This is a genomic window from Caballeronia sp. LZ029 (assembly GCF_031451275.1).
GTDB lineage: Bacteria > Pseudomonadota > Gammaproteobacteria > Burkholderiales > Burkholderiaceae > Caballeronia > Caballeronia jiangsuensis.
This window is the reverse complement of sequence record NZ_JARUXO010000001.1, coordinates 427,627-447,325: the sequence shown is the minus strand read 5'-3', so window position 1 is coordinate 447,325 and position 19,699 is coordinate 427,627. Positions and strand designations below refer to the sequence as shown.

The following is a 19,699-nucleotide window of genomic DNA, read 5'->3' as shown; positions in this document are numbered from 1 at the left end:
GCCGCTTTGAGCAACGCGCCTTGCGCACGTTGCGACATTCGATCCACGCAAAAACAATCAGTTCGCGAACGCGTAATGCAGCGCGATCCCCGCGAACAGCATGCCCCCGAGCCAGTTGTTGTGCTTGAACGCGGCAAAGCACGCCATCCGCTCGCGATTGCGGATCAGTCCGTAGTGATAAACCGCGCAACCCGCTGCCGCGAGCCAGCCGAGCCAGTACAGCCAGCCATAGCCCAGCGCGATGCCGATGCCCACGTAGATCGCGAGCGTCACCGCGTAGCACAGCATGACGGCCAGCACGTCGTATCGGCCGAACGTGAGCGCGGACGTGCGGATGCCGATCTTGATGTCGTCGTCGCGATCGACCATTGCATATTCGGTGTCGTAGGCGACCGACCAGAACACGTTCGCCGCGAGCATGATCCACGCGAGCATCGGCACATGGTTTTGCACGGCGGCGAAGGCCATCGGGATGCCGAAGCCGAAGGCGATGCCGAGATACGCCTGCGGAATCGCGAAGAAGCGCTTGGTGAACGGATACGTGCCCGCGACGAACAGCGCGAACACCGACAACTCCTTGGTCAGCGTGTTGAGCGGCAGGATCAGCAGGAACGCGACGAGCGCGAGCGCCGTCGCGAGCGCCACCGCTTCCCATGCCTTGATCTTGCCCGACGTGATCGGCCGCCCGGCGGTGCGCTTCACGTGGCGGTCGAAGTCGCGGTCGGCGTAGTCGTTGATCGCGCAGCCCGCCGAACGCATCAGGATCGTGCCGATCGTGAAGATGACGAGCAGCATCGGCGACGGACGGCCATCGGATGCGATCCACAGTGCGTTGAGCGTCGGCCATAGCAGCAACAGGCTGCCGATGGGCTTGTCGAGGCGCACGAGGCGCATGTACAGCGGAAGACGGGCGAGCATGGCGGAGGTCGATGCAGAGAAACGCGGTCCGGCTATTTTAGATCAGCGTGCCGGAACACCCCGAAAGCAAAAACCCCGCATGAGAGCGGGGTTCGTCGCTTCGCAACCGAAGAAGGATCAGGCCAGCATCGCGCGCAGCATCCACGCGGTCTTCTCGTGCGTCTGCATGCGTTGCGTGAGCAGATCGGCGGTCGGCTCGTCGTTGGCGGCTTCGGTCGCCGGGAAGATCTCGCGCGCCGTGCGCACCACCGCTTCCTGGCCTTCTACCAACTGGCGGATCATCTCTTCGGCAGCCGGCACGCCGTCCGCTTCCGGAATCGACGACAACTTCGCGAACTCCTTGTAGCTGCCCGGCGCATGCACGCCCAGCGCGCGAATGCGTTCCGCGATCGAATCGACGGCGAGCGCGAGTTCGGTGTATTGCGTCTCGAACATCAGATGCAGCGTGTTGAACATCGGACCCGTGACGTTCCAGTGGAAGTTATGGGTCTTCAGATAGAGCGTGTATGTGTCGGCCAAAAGCCGGGACAGCCCGTCGGCGATCTTCTTGCGGTCTTTGTCGCTGATGCCGATATTGACGGCAGGTGCAGTGCCTTTCTTCGCCATGATGACTCCGTGAGAGAGTGATTCGAACGGTGCGAGCGCCGCTTGCATCGCCTTGTCGCGCGGCGCTTCGAGCGCTCGACAGTTTATCTTAGAGAAACGGGGAACGCCTTATCGCGACAAGACTTTCGAGCGTCTTGCCGACCCTCACGCACCGACTACCCCGCTCGCGACGACGAGTCCATAGCCAGCCGCAACGATGCCGAATGCAAGCGCGACGCGCACCGTGCGCGACGCGTGAAGGCTGGATGCTTCGATATGCTCGACCGCCTGTGCGATGTGATTCAACGCTTGCGACATGATGGTTTCCCCCGTTGTGGTCTTGGGACCGATAGAGGGAGCTTACACAAAACTATCGAAATTTATAATTTAATTAATTTTATTTATTCGATAGTCATTCGCGGCGGAATTCTAAAGTCGGACCGAGTGAACTGCTTAGACAACCTAAGCAATCGGCAAAGAAGGACGAAAGTCAGAAGCGCTGCGTTTCGTCAGAACCACAGCGCATCCAATCGCGCGAACAGCGTCAGTTCACCGCCACCGGCATATCCAGCTTCTTGACGCCCGGCAAATCGCAATTGGCGATCGCTTCGGAGATCGCGTCGATGGCCGGCATGCGCGTGAAGCTCTTGCGCCACGCGAGCACGACACGCCGGTCCGGCACCGGCTCATCGAACGGCACGTAGCTGAGCAGGCCGGAATCGATGCCTCCCGCGTGCGGCCTCACCTCGCTCACCGACATGCGCGGCAGCACCGTGATACCGACGCCGCTCGCGACCATATGACGGATCGTCTCCAGCGAGGAGCCTTCGAACGTCTTCTGGATGCCGTCCGCGTTCTGCGAGAAGCGCATCAGTTCGGGGCACACGCCGAGCACGTGATCGCGGAAGCAATGACCGCTGCCGAGCAGCAACATGGTTTCCTGCTTGAGATCGTCCGGATCGATCTTCGCGCGGTTCTCCCACGCGTGTCCGGAAGGCATCGCGACGACGAACGGCTCGTCGTAGAGCGCGCGCACCATCAAGCCGGTTTCGGGGAACGGCAGCGCCATGATCGCGACATCGATTTCGCCCTGCTTCAGGAGCTCGATCAGCTTGAGCGTGTAATTCTCCTGGAGCATGAGCGGCATCTGCGGGACCGACTTGATCATCTGCTTGACGAGCGTGGGCAGCAGATACGGTCCGATGGTGTAGATCACGCCGAGGCGCAGCGGTCCGACGAGCGGATCTTTTCCCTGCTTGGCGATTTCCTTGATGGCGAGCGTCTGTTCGAGCACGCGCTGCGCCTGCGTCACGATCTGCTCGCCGATCGGCGTCACGCTGACTTCGCTCGTGCCGCGCTCGAAGATCTGCACATTGAGTTCGTCTTCGAGCTTCTTGATTGCCACCGACAACGTCGGCTGGCTGACGAAGCACGCCTCGGCCGCGCGACCAAAATGCCGCTCGCGCGCGACCGCGACGATGTACTTCAGTTCAGTGAGGGTCATTGGCGGCCAATGAAATACGTTGATTCAATAGGTTTGAGTTATACACCTGCCAACCGTCGTTCGACAACTTCTGCCGATTCGCCGGTCCGCGTCGGTTAAATAGGGACCGACATGGTCCGCGCGAGTTCAGTCAGGCCTTCAAATAGTGCTCCCTCGCGCCGAGCCAGCGGGCGAGGTGCCGCGTGACCGCGTCGGGGAATTGCGCGAGCATCTGATCGGCGGCGGCGCGCGCCGGCTCGATCAGCCAGCCATCGTTTTCGAGACTCGCGAAACGCAGCATCGCTTCGCCCGATTGCCGCGCGCCGAGAAACTCGCCGGGTCCGCGAATCTCGAGATCACGACGGGCGATCTCGAAGCCATCGGTCGTCTCGCGCATGGTTTTCAGGCGCGCGCGCGCGGTCTGCGATAGCGGATTCGCATACATCAGCACGCACACGGACGCGGCGCTGCCCCGCCCCACGCGCCCGCGCAACTGATGCAACTGCGCGAGGCCGAAACGCTCCGCATGTTCGATCACCATCAGCGACGCGTTCGGCACGTCCACGCCGACTTCGATCACCGTCGTCGCGACGAGCAATTGCACTTCGTTGCGCGAGAACGCGTCCATCACGCCGGCCTTTTCGGCGGGCGCGAGCCGTCCATGAACCAGCCCGACGCGCAGTTCGGGCAGTGCGGCGACCAGCGTCTCGTAGGTCTCGACAGCCGTCTGCAACTGCAGCGTCTCGCTCTCCTCGATCAGCGGACAGACCCAGTACACCTGGCGTCCGGTCAGCGCCGCTTCGCGCACCCGGCCGATGATCTCGTCGCGCCTGCCGTCCGATACCACTTTGGTGAGAATCGGCGTGCGGCCGGGCGGCAGTTCGTCGATGGTCGAGACGTCGAGATCGGCGTAGTAGGTCATGGCGAGCGTGCGGGGAATCGGCGTCGCGGACATCATCAGTTGATGCGGCTGGAAATCGCGTGCGCCATCCGCCGCGTTGAGCGCCTTCGCGCGCAAGGCAAGCCGCTGCGCGACGCCGAAGCGATGCTGCTCGTCGACGATCACGAGCCCGAGGCGCGCGAACTCCACCGCATCCTGAATGATCGCGTGCGTGCCGATGACGAGTTGCGCCGTGCCGAGCGCCGCCGCCTCCGTGGCTGCGCGCTTTTCCTTTGCCTTCAGGCTGCCCGCGAGCCACGCGACCGTGACGCCGAGCGGCTCCAGCCAGCCGCGCAGCTTGCGCGCGTGCTGCTCCGCGAGGATTTCGGTCGGCGCCATGAGCGCGGCCTGATAGCCCGCATCGATGGCCTGCGCCGCGGCCAGCGCCGCGACGATCGTCTTGCCGCTGCCGACATCGCCCTGAAGCAGACGCTGCATCGGATGCGCGAGCGTCAATTCACCCGCAATTTCCGCGACCACGCGCTGCTGCGCCCCGGTCAATGCGAACGGCAAGGCGCGCAACAGCTTCACGACGAGCGAAGCGTCATCGTCCGGCAGGCGGCGCGGCATCGCGGGCGCGGCGCGCGTGCGCCGTTCCTCGTGCGCGCGCTTGAGCGACAGTTGCTGCGCGAGCAATTCCTCGAACTTGATGCGCGTCCACGCCGGATGCGTGCCGTCGATCAGCGCGGTTTCATCCGAATCCGCGCGCGGATGATGCAGCGTCTTCACGGCATCCAGCAGTCCGGGCACGTTCAGCGGCGCGAGATGCGCGCGCGCGATCGGCTCGGGCAAGAGTTCCGGCAGCGACACGCGCGAGATGGCGGAATCGATCGCCTTGCGCAAGTACGCCTGCGAGATGCCCGCCGTGGACGGATAAACCGGCGTGAGCGCTTGCGGCAGCGGCGCGCCGTCATCGACGGGACGCACCGCCGGATGCACCATCTCCATGCCGAAAAAGCCGCCGCGCACGTCGCCGCGCACGCGCAGGCGCACGCCGATGGCCATTTGCTTGACCTGCGAGCCGTAGAAGTTGAGGAAGCGCAGCGTGAGTTCGTCGCCGGCGTCGTCGTTGATCTTCACGAGCAACTGGCGACGCGGCCGATACGCGATCTCGTTGTCGAACACGACGCCTTCGGTCTGCGCGATATCACCCGGAATCAGTTCGCCGATGGGCGTGAGCGAGGTCTCGTCCTCATAGCGCATCGGCAGATGCAGCACGAGATCGATGTCGGATTTCAGGCCGAGCTTCGCGAGCTTGTCCGCCGTCCTGACGACGGGTTTCGGCTTCTTCTCGGCGCTTTCGGCCGTCTTTGCCCGCTTGCGCGCGACAGGCGCTTCGGCTTCGTCCGCAGTCGGGAGCGCATCGGTCGGGGAAGCCAGGCGGCGGTCGGACAAGGGCATTGACTCTCTTCGCAAGTACAATATGAGGTTTGTTCGGCGCGTTTCTCGTGTCGTTCGCGCTTCGTTCACGCCATGTTCACGCTTTCCGATTTCGATTTTAATCTGCCGCCCGAGCTGATCGCGCAGAGCGCGCTCGCCGAGCGCAGCGCGAGCCGACTGCTCGAGGTGGACAACCGCGCCACGCCCGCTACGCTGATCGACCGGCGTTTCTCCGAACTGCCCGATCTGATCGCGCCGGGCGATCTTTTGGTGTTCAACGATACCAAAGTCCTGAAGGCGCGCTTCTTCGGCCAGAAGGCCAGCGGCGGGCGCGTCGAGGTGCTGGTCGAGCGTCTGACCGGCGCGACCACGGCGCTCGCGCAGATTCGCGCGAGCAAGAGCCCGGGTGAAGGCACCACGATCCGCCTCGCCGATGCATTCGATGTGACCGTCGGCGAACGCGTCGAGCCGTTCTACACGCTGCACTTTCCGGCCGAATGCCTGACGCTCATCGAGCAATACGGGCGCTTGCCGCTGCCGCCGTATATCGAGCACGACGCCGATGCCTACGACGAAACGCGCTACCAGACGGTGTATGCGGCGAATCCGGGCGCGGTGGCCGCACCGACCGCCGGCCTGCATTTCGACGACACGCTGTTCGCTGAGCTCGATGCACGCGGCGTCGAGCGCGCGACGCTGACGCTGCACGTCGGCGCGGGCACGTTCCAGCCGGTGCGCGTGGAGAACATCGCAGAGCACAAGATGCACAGCGAGTGGTACGACCTGCCGCAATCGCTCGTCGATCGCATCGCGGCGGTGAAGGCGCGCGGCAATAGCGTCATCGCGGTCGGCACGACGTCGATGCGCGCACTCGAAGCCGCCGCGCGCGATGCGGCAAACGCCGGCCGGCCGCTCGCCGCGACGCAGGCCGAAACCGATATCTTCATCACGCCGGGCTACGGATTTCGCGTCGTCGACCGGCTGGTGACGAACTTCCATCTGCCGAAGTCGACGCTGCTGATGCTCGTGTCCGCGTTCGCCGGCATGGAGACGATCCGCGATGCGTACAGGCACGCGATCGAAGAGAAGTACCGTTTCTTCAGTTACGGCGACGCCATGCTGCTGACGCGCCGCGACTAGTTTTTTAACCAATGCGCTGGACTGTTTTCCAGTGGCAGGAAATCAAATGACCGCAACCCATACCCCGCCCGAGAACGGGCTCAAGTTCGAATTGCTGACGACCGACGGCCAGGCGCGCCGCGGCCGTCTCACGCTCAATCACGGCGTCGTCGAGACGCCGATCTTCATGCCGGTCGGCACCTACGGCACCGTCAAGGCGATCCAGCCGCGCGAACTCGAAGAGATTCGCGCGCAGATCATCCTCGGCAACACATTCCACCTGTGGCTGCGTCCGGGGCTGGAAGTCATCGGCGCGCACGGCGGCTTGCACAAGTTCATGGGCTGGAACCGGCCGATTCTGACCGATTCCGGCGGCTTTCAGGTGTTTTCGCTCGGCGAACTGCGCAAGATCACGGAAGAAGGCGTCACGTTCGCGTCGCCGATCAATGGTGACAAGCTTTTCCTGTCGCCCGAAGTGTCGATGCAGATTCAAAAGGTGCTGAACTCCGACATCGTCATGCAGTTCGACGAATGCACGCCCTACTCGACCAACGGCATTCCGACTTCGCACAAGGACGCCGCGGATTCGATGCGCATGTCGATGCGCTGGGCGAAGCGCTCCATCGACGAATTCAACAAGCTCGGCAACCCGAACGCGCTCTTCGGTATCGTGCAGGGCGGCATGTTCGAAGACCTGCGCGACGAATCGCTCGCCGGTCTTTCCGACATCGGCTTTCATGGCCTCGCGATCGGCGGGCTGTCGGTCGGCGAGCCGAAGGAAGACATGATGCGCGTGCTGAATCACATCGGCCCGAAGCTGCCGGCCGACAAGCCGCATTACCTGATGGGCGTCGGCACGCCGGAGGATCTTGTCGCGGGCGTCGCGGCGGGCGTCGACATGTTCGACTGCGTGATGCCCACGCGCAACGCGCGCAACGGCTGGCTCTTCACGCGCTTCGGCGATCTCAAGATCAAGAACGCGACGCACAAGAACTCGATGAAGCCGCTCGACGAGAGCTGCGGCTGCTACACGTGCCGGAACTTCACGCGCGGCTATCTGCATCATCTGCATCGCGTCGGCGAAATTCTCGGCGCGCAACTGAACACGATTCACAACCTGCACTACTACCTCGAACTGATCGGCGAAGTGCGGGAATCGATCGAAAATCATACGTTCGAAGCGTTCCGCAAGACCTTTGCGGAGAATCGCGCGCGCGGAGTCGATTAAGCCGGGTCTTGAAACGGTACGACAAGCATTACAATCGCCTTTCTACCGCTTGCGGGAAATGCCGCGAAAGTCCGGGACACCGAGTCGTAACGGCTTGATGGCAAAGCGCATTCCCGGAGTGTCGCGGCATACGCGAGTGGTAGAATACCGGGCTAATTTCCATTCGAGTTTTTCGAACGTATTTGTGACGTTTTAACGGAGAGACCAACGTGTCGTTCATTTCCAATGCTTATGCACAAGGCCTTACCGCGGGTGGCGCGGAATCGAGCCTGATGAGCTTCCTGCCGCTGATCCTGATGTTCGCGGTGCTGTACTTCATCATGATCCGTCCGCAGATGAAGCGTCAGAAGGAGCATCGCAACATGCTCTCCGCCATGGCCAAGGGCGATGAAGTGGTGACGAACGGCGGCATCGTCGGCAAGGTCACGAAGGTCACGGATGCTTACGTGGGCGTCGAAATCGCCGAAGGCACGGAAATCACCATCCAGAAGGCTGCCGTGACGACCATTCTCCCGAAGGGCACGATCAAGTCGCTGTAAGGCCACTCGTTCCACCGCGTCCGGCGCGGCCTCGCTCACCGAGCCGTCCGAGTCTTCACGACCGGCTCATCGCGCATAACGCCGGACGCCCTCTCCTCCGAAGCCAACTTTCCGGTCGGCCATCCCCATGAATCGTTATCCCCTCTGGAAGTATGTCGTGATGCTGGTGGCGCTCGTCATCGGTCTCGTGTACACGCTCCCCAACTTCTTCGGCGAGGCGCCCGCAGTTCAGGTGTCGAGCGGCAAGGCGACGGTCAAGCTCGATTCCTCGACGCTTGCGAATGTCGAATCCGCGCTCGCTGCGAGCAACATCAAGGCCGACGAAGTCACCTTCGATAATTCGCAGCTCAACGCGAACATCCGCGTGCGCCTGAAGGACACCGACACGCAGTTGCACGTGAAGGATCTTCTCTCGAAGGCGCTGAATTCCGATCCGACCGATCCGCAGTACATCGTCGCGCTGAATCTGCAGAGCGCTTCGCCGCGCTGGCTGACGGCGCTGCATGCGCTGCCGATGTACCTCGGTCTCGATCTGCGCGGCGGCGTGCACTTCCTGCTGCAGGTCGACATGGCCGGCGCGCTCAACAAGAAGCTCGATTCCGATGCCGCCGACGCGCGCACCTATCTGCGCGATCGCAATATCCGCGACGGCGGCGTGAACCGCGTCGGGCAATCGGTGGTCGTGAACTTCTCGGATCAGGCGGGCGCGGACAGCGCGCGTACGCAGCTCCAGACGGGCGTGTCCGAACTGCAATGGACGACGCGCCAGAGCGGCGACGGCTTCCAGGTGGTCGGCACGTTCTCGACCGCCGCTCAGAAGATCGTCGAAGACAGCGCGCTCAAGCAGAACATCACTACGCTGCATAACCGCGTGAACGAACTCGGCGTCGCGGAGCCGGTGATCCAGCAGCAGGGCTCGGACCGCATCGTGGTCGAGTTGCCGGGCGTGCAGGACACCGCGAAGGCGAAGGACATCATCGGCCGCACGGCGACGCTCGAAGCGCGCCTGGCCGATCCGGTCAACACCTACATCGGTCCGAACGACGCGGTGCCGCCCGGCGACGAAGCGTTCAAGCAGGGCGACCGCCTCGTGCTCTTGCGCAAGCAGGTGATCTTCACCGGCGACCGCATCATCGACGCATCGGCGGGCTTCGACGAGCATCAGCGCCCGTCGGTCAATATCCGTCTGGACTCGGCCGGCGGCCGCGCCGTGTCGGCGGTGTCGCGCGACAACATCGGCAAGCCGATGGCCATGGTCCTGTTCGAAAAGGGCAAGGGCGAAGTGCTGACCGTCGCGACGATCCAGTCCGAACTCGGCGACCGCTTCTCGATCACCGGCCAGCCGACGCCGCAAGCCGCCACCGATCTCGCGCTGCTGCTGCGCGCCGGCTCGCTCGCGGCGCCGATGGACATCATCGAGGAACGCACGGTCGGCCCGAGCCTCGGCGCGGACAACATCAAGAAGGGCTTCGATTCGGTGACCTACGGTTTCGCCGCGATCGCCATCTTCATGATCGCGTACTACCTGCTGTTCGGCGTGTTTTCGATGCTGGCGCTGTCGGTCAATCTGCTGTTGCTGGTCGCGGTGCTCTCGCTCCTGCAGGCGACGTTGACCCTGCCGGGCATCGCGGCTATCGCGCTCGCGCTCGGTATGGCGATCGACGCGAACGTGCTGATCAACGAACGTATCCGCGAGGAACTGCGTAACGGCGCGCCGCCGCAGACCGCGATTCAGGAAGGCTTCAAGCACGCCTGGGCGACGATTCTCGACTCGAACGTCACCACGCTGATCGCCGGTCTCGCGCTGCTCGCGTTCGGTTCGGGTCCGGTGCGCGGCTTCGCGGTCGTGCACTGTATCGGCATTCTCACGTCGATGTTCTCCGCCGTGTTCTTCTCGCGCGGCCTCGTGAATCTGTGGTACGGCGGCAAGAAGAAGCTGAAGTCGCTCGCGATCGGTCAGGTGTGGCGTCCGGAAGGCGCGAACGCCGAAGCGGCCGCGGCGGCCTATCTCGCGGCGCAGCGCGGCGAAGAATCGCCCGTCGACGAAATCGTAAAGACCGCGAAGGGCAAGACGAAGACGGCAGTGGCCGCGCCGCGCCCGGCGCCTCAGGCGCAAGCGCGCTCGGGCAAGCCGACGGTGCGCCGTCGTTCGGGCCCCGGCATCGATCAACAGAAACCGGGCGAGTCCCGCTGATTCCGCTGAGTCCGGAGAGATAGACAATGGAATTCTTCCGTATTCGCCGCGACTTGCCGTTCATGGAACGCGCGTTGATCTTCAACGTGATTTCGTTCGTGACGTTTCTCGTGGCCGTATTTTTCCTCGTGCATCGCGGGCTGCATCTGTCGGTGGAGTTCACCGGCGGCACGGTCGTCGAAGTGCAGTATCCGCAAGCCGCGCAGCTCGAACCGGTGCGCGCGTCGATGTCGAGGCTCGGGTACCCCGACGCGCAGGTGCAGAACTTCGGCACGTCGCAGGATGTGCTGATTCGTCTGCCGCTCAAGCAGGGCCTGACGTCCGCGCAGCAGAGCGATCAGGTGATGACCGCGCTCAAGACCGACAACGCTGAAGTGAAGCTGCAGCGCGTCGAGTTCGTCGGTCCGCAGGTCGGCAAGGAACTCGTGACGAACGGCCTGCTCGCGCTTGCGTGCGTGGTGATCGGCATCGTGATCTATCTGTCGTTCCGCTTCGAATGGAAGTACGCGGTGGCGGGCATCATCGCCAACCTGCACGACGTGGTGATCATTCTCGGCTTCTTCGCCTACTTCCAGTGGGAGTTCTCGCTGTCCGTGCTGGCGGCAATTCTCGCGGTGCTCGGCTATTCGGTGAACGAGTCGGTGGTTATCTTCGACCGGATTCGCGAAACCTTCCGCAAGCAGCGCAAGATGACGGTGAGGGAAGTGATCGACCACGCGATCACGAGCACTATGTCGCGAACCATCATCACCCACGGCTGTACGGAAATGATGGTGCTGTCGATGTTCTTCTTCGGAGGCCCGACGCTGCATTACTTCGCGCTGGCGTTGACCGTCGGTATTCTGTTCGGTATCTATTCGTCGGTGTTCGTCGCGGCGGCGCTCGCGATGTGGTTCGGCGTGAAGCGTGAGGATCTCGTAAAGGACAAGAAGGACAAGTTCGATCCGAACGATCCGAACGCGGGCGCGCAGGTTTGAGCGTGAACCTGGTGTCTGCGTAGAAAAGCAAAAGGGCCGGTCTGTGAAAGACCGGCCCTTTTTGTTTGCGGCTCACCGCCTTCGGCCCGACGGAATTCGCTCAACCCGAAACCGTTCAGGGCGCAGGCTCGCGGATCAGCGCTTCGCAACGCGACACGCAATATTCGGCCAGATCCGCGCTCATGCCTACTTTGAGGAGCGTCTCTCGCACATGATCGGCGTCGACCGTTTGCATCATGCCGGAGTACAAGATCCTGACCGGAACGAGCCGGTTGCGAACGAGGTAGTTTGCCAGCAGGCAGATCATGCTGTCCGTGGCGACCGTGCCCGGATGCGCCATATCGACCAGTTCCCTTAGTTCCAGGTCAGTCAGGTGTTGGAAAAAGTTATGCGGAGAATGAAATCCGAACGTCGGCCCTGATGGCGCGGCATTTTCATATGAGAACCGGTCCGCAACTTCATTGGGCGAAAACTTGATGCCATGTTGCGCCTCCAGAACCGGTCGATAAATCCGGCCGATCAGCTCGTCTTCGTTGATTCCGTCACGCAGCGGAAATTCATCGCTCGCAAGCAGATGCATGAGTTTCGCCGAGCGCAACGAGAATCCGCCATTTCCGACGGACATGCCATCGTTATACGACGGCCAGCGCGCGCCGATATAGTCGTAGTCCAAAAAGTCCGCGCTCCACGCCGAGGGATCGACAACGTAACCGTCCCATTGCACGAGCAAGACCCACGGCGTGTGGATATGGCGAATGACGTTCTTGAGGATGAAATCGTTATACTGCTCGCGCGACGCGATGTGAGGCGTAGTGACGATTCGCGCTTCGGTATCGACTTCTTCATGCGTGAAGAGCACGACATCGCCGAACTTGCAATGTCTGCTCGAAATCTCCAGCGCACGCGACGCCAGCCGGGGATTGAGCGAGTCCACGGCACATATCGTCACGTTGCTCAGATCGGTTCTGGAGTCGCTATTCATTGCACCAGCTTGTTTTCTGATGGTTGTTTATCTTGCTTTCATGCAGCCATGCACGCTGCTGACGTGCGCAGAATAGCAGTCCGCCTTGCCGAATCAGCAAAAGTCTGTGGCTTGTCTGGAAAGGGGAACAACGACTGACGCGCATCGGAGCGACGAAACTCCGAATTGAACAACGCGGGGGAAAATGGAGAACTTCAGGCAAGACGCCGGAGCGCCTGTCGTCATGCGGCGCCGCTTCGCGTCGGCGCGCGAAGCGGCTTGCCGGTAAAACCGAAGAAGCTTACTGCTTCACGCCTTCGGCCTGAATATGCAGCACCGTCTTCAGGCTGAAACCATACGCCTTGCCGTAGTCCATTCCGAAGTCGCCGCGATCGAAGGTCGTCGTCGCTTCCACGCCGCACACTTCCTTCTTCATCATCGGATTCACGAAGCATTTGAAGCTCTCGACCTTCAGGTTGATCGGCTTCGTCACGCCGTGCATCGTCAGCGTGCCGATCACTTCCGAGGGCTGGTCGCCGTCGAACTTGATCGACGTGCCCTTGTACTCGGCCGTCGGATACTTCGCGACGTCGAAGAACTCGGCCTTCTGCAGGTGCTCGTCCAGCTTCGGATTGCCCGTGTTGACCGACGACAGGTCGATCGTCACGTTCACCGTGCCGGTCTTCGCCGCGCGATCCAGCGTGACTTCGCCGCTGCTCTTGTTGAACTTGCCGCGCCACGTCGACACGCCGCCGAAGTGATCGGCTTCGAAGCTCGGATACGTGTGATTCGGGTCGAGCTTGTACGTGTCGGCGGCCATCGCGCCGAACGACAGACCCAGTGCAACCGCGCCCGCGGCGATGATCGAAAGCTTTTTCAAGTTCTTCTCCTGACTAACTAGGTACGCTGAATATGCGTGTGTGACAAAACCGCCGCTCACTTCTTCGCGGCAACGATGTGAAACTTGATGACGACGTCGTCCGCGACGATCGACGTGTCTTTCCATTCGCCCGTCCCGACATCGAACTGGGTGCGCTTGATCGGCAGCGCGCCGTCGAAGGTTTCCGTCGCGCCCTGCTGCGTGACCGTCACAGGAACCGTGACCGTCTGCGACTTGCCCTTGATCGTGATCTTGCCGGTCACGTTGTACTTGTTGCCGCCGGCCGGCGCGATCGCGCTTGAGACGAAGGTCGCCGTCGGGAACTTGGCGGCATCGAACCATTCCGCGCCGCGAACCTGCTTGTTGTAGTCGTCGTCGCCGAGGTCGTAGCTGCCGGTGTCGATCGTGATGTTCGCCGTGCCCGCGGCCGGCTTCGCCGGGTCGAAGGCGATCTGCGCGCTGAACTTGTTGAACTTGCCGTCGGTGGGGACGTTCATCTGCTTCGACGTGGCGATCACCGTGCTCTTGCTTGCATCCACCTGCGCCTGTGCGCCGGCGACCAGAGCAAGCGAAGCCGCCGTAGCCAGCATCCAACGATTGAGTTTCACTTTCATGTGTGCCCTATTCAAACAGTCCGATCGAACAAACCGGTATTGGAAATCATTAGAACGCGATAACAATCAGCCGCCGGGAAACGACCTGCCAACGGCGAAGAAACAATGCGATGCGCTTACTTGAGGAACGGCAGCATACGAGCGAGCAAGCCGTCGCGATCGACGAAATGGTGCTTCAGCGCAGCGAGCACGTGCATCACGACGAAGAACAGCAACGTGTAGTTCAGCGCGACATGCACGATGCGCAGCGTCGCCTTCAGCGCCTTGTCCGGACCGATGATCGTCGGCAGCGGCAGCACGCCGAGATAGACCACCTGAATGCCGGCCGCCGAACTGTAGAGATAACCGGACGCGGGAATGACGAGCATCAGCAGGTAGAGCAGAAAATGCGTCAGGTTCGCCGCGTTGTGCTGCCAGCGCGGCATGCCGTCGGGCATCGGCGGCGCCTGATGCGTCGCGCGCCAGATGAGGCGCAACAGCGCGAGCGCGAACACCGTCACGCCGATCCACTTGTGCCACGAGAAGTACTTGAGCTTCGTCGGCGTGATGCCCGGGATGTCGGTCATGATCCAGCCGAGCCAGAAGCCGCACACGATCAACAACGCGATCAGCCAATGCAGCCCGATCGCCGTGGCGCTGTAGCGTTGCGCCGGCGGCGTCGCCGCGATGCGAGCGGTGCTTTCCATTTTCCTTTCACCTCATATGTTCGATGTTGCCCTGCCCCGTCGCCAGCCGACGACAGGTGTTCAAGGCCGCCATGCTACATCAACGATAACGAATTGCCAGCGCGCGCGAAAAAGCCCGCACCGAACCCGCAAAGCCAGTCCCGGCGCGGCTTTGCGGGCAATCGAGCCATGTTGCGGAGCCTTTGCGTGCCGCGCATGCAACGAACTATTCCACGCGTGCAACGGTCGATGAAGGCGCGAACAAGCGGCGCGATCCGCGCTTGATTCCGGCATCGATGTATTAACGAGCGGAGCGGCGATTTCATTCCGCGCGCGCGAAGCATCCCGCTCAATCCGTCGGCGACTCGCCATTTGATACCATGCTGTTACTTTTTGTGCTGGCCCACGGCTTGCTAAGCTCCGTCGGAGCCGGCCTTCGCGGCGCCCGACCACTATGCTCGACAAGTCTCGGGCCTCGACCATGAACGCGAACGAACCGGATGATCTCATCGCGTGTCACGAATGCGACGCGCTCTTCCATAAACGTGCGCTGCCTCAGCGCACTTCGGCGAAATGTCCGCGATGCGGATCGCTGCTCTATCGCAGCATCTCGTCGAACCTCGACAAAATCTGCGCGATGACGCTCGCGGCGCTCGTCACGTTCGTGATCGCGCAGGGCTTTCCCATCGTCGAGCTGGATGCGAACGGCCTCACGTCTCAGACCACGCTCATCGGCGCGATCGTCGCGCTGTGGAACGAGCAGATGGAGTTGATGGCGGTGCTCGTCTTCTGCTCGACGATTCTGTTTCCGTTGTGCGAACTGCTCGCGCTGCTCTATGTGCTGCTGCCGCTGCGCTCGGGCTACGTTCCGCCGGGCTTCAATGCGCTCCTGCGCGGCATTCAGTTCGTGCGTCCGTGGGGCATGATCGAAGTCTTCATGCTCGGCGTGCTCGTTACGCTCGTGAAGATGGTCAGCATCGCGCGCGTGATTCCCGAAGCGGCGCTCTTCGCGTTCGGCGCGCTGACGCTCATGTTTGCGGTCGTCGTGAGTTTCGATCCGCGCGCGCTCTGGGACATCGCGACCGAACTCGGCCGGCGCGACGCGACACAGCGCGCGAACGGCCGCAAGCGCATCCCCTCTGAAGCGAGGCAGAAATCGTGAACGATCCGATCGATCCGGCCGATCCGGCAACCGGCGAGCAAGCTAGCGAGACTTACTACACCACGGCGTCGCGCGCGAACGTCGTGTCGTGTCATGCCTGCGGGCTTGTCCAGCCGCTCGCGCGCACCGTCGAGAAGCAACGCTGCACGCGCTGCGACGCGGTGGTGCACCGGCGCCATCCCGACAGCATCGCGCGCACCTGGGCGCTGCTCATCAGCGCGGCGATTCTTTATATCCCGGCGAATCTCTTTCCGATCATGCACACGTCGTCGATTCTCGGCTCCGAGGACGACACCATCATGAGCGGCGTCGCGCTCTTCTGGAACGACGGCGACTACCCGCTCGCCGCGGTGATTTTCGTCGCCAGCATTCTCGTGCCGATGCTGAAGCTCGCCACACTCGGCTTTCTCACCATCAGCGTGCAGCGACGCTCCGTCTGGCGGCCACGTCAGCGCACGACGCTCTTTCGCATCGTCGAAGGCATCGGGCGCTGGTCGATGCTCGATGTCTTCGTGATCACGCTCACCATCGCGCTCGTGCGCTTCAAGTCGCTCGCGGTCATCACGCCGGGGCCGGGCGCGCTCGCGTTCGCATCGGTCGTCGTGCTGACGATGATCGCGTCCATGCAATTCGACCCGCGCCTCATGTGGGACAACATCGAACCGTCAGGAAAGAGATATGACTAGTGCCCAAGGTCCGAACGACCCGAAGCAGCCGGCGCCGCCCGCCGGCAACGGCGACAAGGGCAACAGCGGCGGCCTGCCGCCGAATCTGCCCGAACCCGTGATCGAGCCGCGCAGCCGCTGGCTGCCCTCGCTGGTGTGGGTCATTCCGCTCGTCGCGGCGCTGATCGGCGTGATTCTCGTCGTGAAGACGGTGTCGAGCCGCGGACCGACCGTGACCATCAGCTTCGTGAGCGCGGAAGGTCTCGAACCGGGCAAGACGAAGGTGAAGTTCAAGGACGTCGATATCGGCACGGTCAAAACCATCACGTTGTCGAAGGATCATTCGCGCGTGCTCGTCGACGTTCAGCTCACCAAGGAAGCCACCGATTTCGCCGTCAAGGACACGCGCTTCTGGGTCGTGCGCCCGCGCGTCGCGGCAAGCGGCGTGACCGGTCTGTCGACGCTTCTGTCGGGCGCGTACATCGGCGTCGATGCGGGCAAGTCCACCGACGACCAGACCTACTTCGTCGGGCTGGAGACGCCGCCCGCCGTCACCGGCGACCAGAAGGGGCACACGTTCACGCTGCACGGCGAGTCGCTCGGCTCGCTCGATATCGGCTCGCCGGTCTATTACCGGCGCGTGCAGGTCGGGCAGGTCGTCGCCTTCTCGCTCGACAAGGACGGCACCGGCGTCACCCTTCAGGTGTTCGTCACCTCGCCCTACGATCAGTACGTCGGCACCAACGCGCGCTGGTGGCATGCGAGCGGCGTCGATCTGCGGCTCGATTCGAGCGGCTTCACGCTCAACACGCAGTCGCTCGCGACGGTCGTGCTGGGCGGCATCGCGTTCCAGACGCCGCCGAACCAGCAGTCCGGACCACAGGCGCAAAACAACGCAACGTTCCGCCTCGCCGGCGATCAGGCCGACGCGATGCGCGATCCCGATGGCCAGCCGGTTCATGTCGTGATGAACTTCAATCAGTCGTTGCGCGGGCTGTCGGTCGGCGCGCCCGTCGATTTCCGCGGCATCGTGCTCGGTCAGGTCACGGGCATCGGCGTGCAATACGATCCGAAATCGCACGCGTTCATGATGCCGGTCACGATCGATCTCTATCCGGATCGTCTCGGCAGGCGCGCGAAGCAGGCGCTGCCCGAGCAAGGCACGACGGCGAGTCAGGACATGCTGCAACTGCTCGTGAATCGCGGTTTGCGCGGACAGTTGCGCACCGGCAATTTGCTGACGAGCCAGTTGTATATCGCGCTCGACTTCTTCCCGAAGGCTGCGCCCGCGAAGGTCAACGTCGCCAACGATCCGCTCGAACTGCCGACCGTGCCGAACACGCTCGACGAGCTGCAACTTCAGATCGCCGATATCGCGCGCAAGATCGACAAGATTCCGTTCGACGAAATCGGCACCAATCTGAACGGCTCGCTGAAGAACGCGAACGCGCTGTTCGACCGGATGGACAAGGAAGTCATGCCGGAAATGCGCGACACGCTCACGCAGGCGAAGAAGACCTTCGGCCAGGCGCAATCGACGCTGCAATCAGACTCGCCGCTTCAGTCGGACGTGCATCAGGCGCTGCAGGAACTCACGCGCACGCTGCAATCGCTCAACTCGCTCGCGGATTATCTGGAACGCCATCCGGAATCGCTCTTGCGCGGAAAATCGGGAGACAAACCATGAAGTTCGGCTCGTTGATGTTGACCTTGAGCGCATCGGCGATGCTCGCCGCCTGCGCTTCGCCGGCGAGCCGTTTCTACACGCTCGGCGGCGGCGATGCGCGTCCCGTGCCGTCCACGCAGGCGTCGTTCTATTTCGAGCTCGCGCCCGTCGACGTGCCGCAGCAGGTCACGAAGAATCAGTTGGTGGTGCAGACGAGTCCCGCGCAGGTTCGCGTGCTCGAAGATGAGCGCTGGGCGTCGCTGCCCGGCGACGAAGTGCGGCGCGCGCTGTCCGCCGATCTCACGCAGCAGCTCGGCGCGATCGATGTATATGGCACGCCGCATCCGGAGTCGGTGCCGGTGTATCGCGTGAAGGTGAACGTGCGGCGCTTCGAATCCTGGCCCGGCTCGCAGGCCGTGATCGACGCCGTGTGGAGCGTGCGCGCCACCGGATCGGATACGGTACTCACGTGTCGGACCGTCGCGCAGGAACGCGTGGACGCGGGTTACGACGCGCTCGTCGAAGGCCATCGCAAGGCGGTCGATACGCTCGCCTCCGCGATCTCCGCGGGCGTGCGCAGCCTGAGCGCCCTCCCCGCAACGACGAGTGCGCCGGTCACGTCCGCGAAAGGCAAGAACAACGCGAACGCGAAGCCCGCAGCCGCGCCGGTTTTGCCGTGTCCGTCCACGAACGGCGCGACGACAGCCAGCGCGCAATGATCCACGCCACGCCGGGCGCGCCTCATGTTGTCGGCAGACGACATCGGCGACGCAAGCCATCTCTAATTTGCCGATGGTTCGTGCGCGCCCGGTTAAGATCGTCGTCGCCCGCATTCCGAATCAAACCTGAAAATTAGATGATGAAACTGATCGGTTCGCATCCCAGCCCGTTCGTCCGCAAAGTGCGGATCGTCATGGCGGAAAAGAAGATCGATTGCGAACTGGTGCTCGAAGACGTCTGGGCATCCGATTCGAAGATCCACGACTACAACCCGCTCGGCAAGGTGCCGTGCCTCATTCTGGACGACGGCGAAGCGGTGTTCGATTCGCGCGTGATCTGCGAGTACGTGGACACGCTTACGCCTGTCGGCAAGCTGCTGCCGCAGGAACGCCGCGAGCGCACCGAAGTGCGTTGCTGGGAAGCGCTCGCCGACGGCATGCTCGATGCCGCCGTGCTGATCCGTCTCGAAGGCGTCTTGCGCGAAGAAGCGCATCGCAGCGAAAAATGGACGACGCGCCAGCGTCAAAAGATCGAGGATGGTCTGCGCGCGATGGCGCGCGGTCTCGGCTCGAAGCAGTGGTGCTCGGCGAACCGCTTCACGCTCGCGGATATCGCGTGCGGCTGCGCGCTCGGATATCTCGACTTCCGTATGCCCGATCTGAACTGGCGGGATGCGCATCCGAATCTCGACAAGTACTACGCGCGCATCTCGCAGCGCCAGTCGTTCGTAGATACCGCGCCGGTCTGATCGCGAGGCCGGAGCGCCGGAATGCCCGTGCGTGGTGGGAGCTTTTAAGCCGCATCTACTACTAGATAGATATTGAATTGCAATAGGACTATTCAATGTCCGATGCAGGCGCTTTCTTCCCGAAACACCCGCCCTTTCGCCATATCGACGGACGAAAACACGGTGGCGCTCGGGAAACTGTCTTAGCCCGTCAAAATCTATCTACGCAGTGATAGATAACCAACTGTGAATTCACCGGTTTCTCACAAGGTTATC

General features: G+C 62.5%; 20 protein-coding genes. 11 read left to right on the top strand and 9 right to left on the bottom strand.

The annotated features are described in order from the left end of the window. Positions 1–57 precede the first annotated feature (57 nt). The 5 genes from ubiA to recG form a co-directional block, all read right to left on the bottom strand. Entirely contained in the window at positions 58–918 is an 861-nt protein-coding gene (gene ubiA / locus QCE73_RS02140; RefSeq protein ID WP_309879589.1) for a 4-hydroxybenzoate octaprenyltransferase, read from the bottom strand. Positions 919–1,035: 117 nt separating this feature from the next. Next, entirely contained in the window at positions 1,036–1,524 is a 489-nt protein-coding gene (locus QCE73_RS02135; protein ID WP_035497719.1) for a Dps family protein, read from the bottom strand. A gap of 144 nt (positions 1,525–1,668) precedes the next feature. After that, positions 1,669–1,821, bottom strand: coding sequence for a hypothetical protein (locus QCE73_RS02130; RefSeq protein WP_309879588.1), 153 nt, complete (start codon positions 1,819–1,821; stop codon positions 1,669–1,671). 226 nt (positions 1,822–2,047) lie between these two features. Next, positions 2,048–3,007: a hydrogen peroxide-inducible genes activator gene (locus tag QCE73_RS02125; protein ID WP_035497718.1), complete on the bottom strand. Its 960-nt coding sequence runs from the start codon at positions 3,005–3,007 to the stop codon at positions 2,048–2,050. A 130-nt stretch (positions 3,008–3,137) separates the two neighbouring features. Continuing rightward, a complete protein-coding gene (recG, locus tag QCE73_RS02120) occupies positions 3,138–5,396 on the bottom strand; it encodes an ATP-dependent DNA helicase RecG (protein ID WP_187607517.1) in 2,259 nt (752 codons plus the stop codon). Between the two features lie 3 nt (positions 5,397–5,399). Here recG and queA point away from each other — a divergent pair, with 3 nt between their 5' ends. The 5 genes from queA to secF all read left to right on the top strand — a co-directional run bounded on the left by queA (position 5,400) and on the right by secF (position 11,363). Next, a complete protein-coding gene (gene queA, locus QCE73_RS02115; protein WP_309879587.1) occupies positions 5,400–6,446 on the top strand; it encodes a tRNA preQ1(34) S-adenosylmethionine ribosyltransferase-isomerase QueA in 1,047 nt (348 codons plus the stop codon). Between the two features lie 46 nt (positions 6,447–6,492). Next, positions 6,493–7,653, top strand: a complete 1,161-nt coding sequence (tgt, locus tag QCE73_RS02110; protein ID WP_309879586.1) for a tRNA guanosine(34) transglycosylase Tgt — start codon at positions 6,493–6,495, stop codon at positions 7,651–7,653. Between the two features lie 209 nt (positions 7,654–7,862). Then, positions 7,863–8,192, top strand: a complete 330-nt coding sequence (gene yajC / locus QCE73_RS02105) for a preprotein translocase subunit YajC (RefSeq protein WP_035497714.1) — start codon at positions 7,863–7,865, stop codon at positions 8,190–8,192. A 127-nt stretch (positions 8,193–8,319) separates the two neighbouring features. Beyond that, a complete protein-coding gene (secD, locus tag QCE73_RS02100; protein WP_309879584.1) occupies positions 8,320–10,386 on the top strand; it encodes a protein translocase subunit SecD in 2,067 nt (688 codons plus the stop codon). 26 nt (positions 10,387–10,412) lie between these two features. Then, the gene (gene secF / locus QCE73_RS02095) at positions 10,413–11,363 is read left to right on the top strand and encodes a protein translocase subunit SecF (RefSeq protein WP_035497712.1); all 951 of its coding nucleotides are present in this window, start codon (positions 10,413–10,415) and stop codon (positions 11,361–11,363) included. A gap of 115 nt (positions 11,364–11,478) precedes the next feature. Here the strand turns inward: secF and QCE73_RS02090 are convergent, their stop codons facing one another. After that, a complete protein-coding gene (locus QCE73_RS02090) occupies positions 11,479–12,222 on the bottom strand; it encodes a DUF5672 family protein (protein ID WP_309881883.1) in 744 nt (247 codons plus the stop codon). Here QCE73_RS02090 and QCE73_RS02085 point away from each other — a divergent pair. Beyond that, entirely contained in the window at positions 12,112–12,483 is a 372-nt protein-coding gene (locus tag QCE73_RS02085; RefSeq protein ID WP_309882022.1) for a hypothetical protein, read from the top strand. The two genes, QCE73_RS02090 and QCE73_RS02085, sit on opposite strands and share 111 nt — an antisense overlap. A 142-nt stretch (positions 12,484–12,625) precedes the next feature. Here QCE73_RS02085 and QCE73_RS02080 read toward each other — a convergent pair whose 3' ends face one another. From QCE73_RS02080 to QCE73_RS02070, 3 genes are all read right to left on the bottom strand, one after another. After that, positions 12,626–13,204 (bottom strand): YceI family protein, encoded by a 579-nt coding sequence (locus tag QCE73_RS02080; RefSeq protein WP_035497711.1) that lies wholly within the window; start codon positions 13,202–13,204, stop codon positions 12,626–12,628. Positions 13,205–13,260: 56 nt separating this feature from the next. Next, positions 13,261–13,818, bottom strand: a complete 558-nt coding sequence (locus tag QCE73_RS02075; RefSeq protein ID WP_309879583.1) for a YceI family protein — start codon at positions 13,816–13,818, stop codon at positions 13,261–13,263. 116 nt (positions 13,819–13,934) lie between these two features. Next, a complete protein-coding gene (locus QCE73_RS02070; RefSeq protein WP_309879582.1) occupies positions 13,935–14,504 on the bottom strand; it encodes a cytochrome b in 570 nt (189 codons plus the stop codon). Between the two features lie 460 nt (positions 14,505–14,964). Here QCE73_RS02070 and QCE73_RS02065 point away from each other — a divergent pair, with 460 nt between their 5' ends. The 5 genes from QCE73_RS02065 (at position 14,965) to QCE73_RS02045 (ending at position 19,444) form a co-directional block, all read left to right on the top strand. Next, positions 14,965–15,645: a paraquat-inducible protein A gene (locus QCE73_RS02065; RefSeq protein WP_187607509.1), complete on the top strand. Its 681-nt coding sequence runs from the start codon at positions 14,965–14,967 to the stop codon at positions 15,643–15,645. Continuing rightward, a complete protein-coding gene (locus QCE73_RS02060) occupies positions 15,642–16,331 on the top strand; it encodes a paraquat-inducible protein A (RefSeq protein ID WP_309879581.1) in 690 nt (229 codons plus the stop codon). Before QCE73_RS02065 ends, QCE73_RS02060 begins: the two co-directional genes overlap by 4 nt. After that, complete coding sequence (locus tag QCE73_RS02055; RefSeq protein ID WP_309879580.1) at positions 16,324–17,997, top strand: MlaD family protein; 1,674 nt, start codon at positions 16,324–16,326, stop codon at positions 17,995–17,997. Before QCE73_RS02060 ends, QCE73_RS02055 begins: the two co-directional genes overlap by 8 nt. After that, positions 17,994–18,695, top strand: a complete 702-nt coding sequence (locus QCE73_RS02050; RefSeq protein WP_309879578.1) for a PqiC family protein — start codon at positions 17,994–17,996, stop codon at positions 18,693–18,695. Before QCE73_RS02055 ends, QCE73_RS02050 begins: the two co-directional genes overlap by 4 nt. A 137-nt stretch (positions 18,696–18,832) precedes the next feature. Continuing rightward, positions 18,833–19,444 (top strand): glutathione S-transferase C-terminal domain-containing protein, encoded by a 612-nt coding sequence (locus tag QCE73_RS02045; protein ID WP_309879577.1) that lies wholly within the window; start codon positions 18,833–18,835, stop codon positions 19,442–19,444. The last annotated feature ends 255 nt before the right edge of the window (positions 19,445–19,699 follow it).

What these genes read in the sequence shown, in the direction of transcription:
- ubiA (WP_309879589.1), bottom strand. Translation starts at nt 918, where the DNA reads ATGCTCGCCCGTCTTCCGCTGTACATGCGCCTCGTGCGCCTCGACAAG.
- QCE73_RS02135 (WP_035497719.1), bottom strand. Translation starts at nt 1,524, where the DNA reads ATGGCGAAGAAAGGCACTGCACCTGCCGTCAATATCGGCATCAGCGAC.
- QCE73_RS02130 (WP_309879588.1), bottom strand. Translation starts at nt 1,821, where the DNA reads ATGTCGCAAGCGTTGAATCACATCGCACAGGCGGTCGAGCATATCGAA.
- QCE73_RS02125 (WP_035497718.1), bottom strand. Translation starts at nt 3,007, where the DNA reads ATGACCCTCACTGAACTGAAGTACATCGTCGCGGTCGCGCGCGAGCGG.
- queA (WP_309879587.1), top strand. Translation starts at nt 5,400, where the DNA reads ATGTTCACGCTTTCCGATTTCGATTTTAATCTGCCGCCCGAGCTGATC.
- tgt (WP_309879586.1), top strand. Translation starts at nt 6,493, where the DNA reads ATGACCGCAACCCATACCCCGCCCGAGAACGGGCTCAAGTTCGAATTG.
- secD (WP_309879584.1), top strand. Translation starts at nt 8,320, where the DNA reads ATGAATCGTTATCCCCTCTGGAAGTATGTCGTGATGCTGGTGGCGCTC.
- secF (WP_035497712.1), top strand. Translation starts at nt 10,413, where the DNA reads ATGGAATTCTTCCGTATTCGCCGCGACTTGCCGTTCATGGAACGCGCG.
- QCE73_RS02085 (WP_309882022.1), top strand. Translation starts at nt 12,112, where the DNA reads ATGGCGAATGACGTTCTTGAGGATGAAATCGTTATACTGCTCGCGCGA.
- QCE73_RS02075 (WP_309879583.1), bottom strand. Translation starts at nt 13,818, where the DNA reads ATGAAAGTGAAACTCAATCGTTGGATGCTGGCTACGGCGGCTTCGCTT.
- QCE73_RS02070 (WP_309879582.1), bottom strand. Translation starts at nt 14,504, where the DNA reads ATGGAAAGCACCGCTCGCATCGCGGCGACGCCGCCGGCGCAACGCTAC.
- QCE73_RS02065 (WP_187607509.1), top strand. Translation starts at nt 14,965, where the DNA reads ATGAACGCGAACGAACCGGATGATCTCATCGCGTGTCACGAATGCGAC.
- QCE73_RS02055 (WP_309879580.1), top strand. Translation starts at nt 16,324, where the DNA reads ATGACTAGTGCCCAAGGTCCGAACGACCCGAAGCAGCCGGCGCCGCCC.
- QCE73_RS02050 (WP_309879578.1), top strand. Translation starts at nt 17,994, where the DNA reads ATGAAGTTCGGCTCGTTGATGTTGACCTTGAGCGCATCGGCGATGCTC.
- QCE73_RS02045 (WP_309879577.1), top strand. Translation starts at nt 18,833, where the DNA reads ATGATGAAACTGATCGGTTCGCATCCCAGCCCGTTCGTCCGCAAAGTG.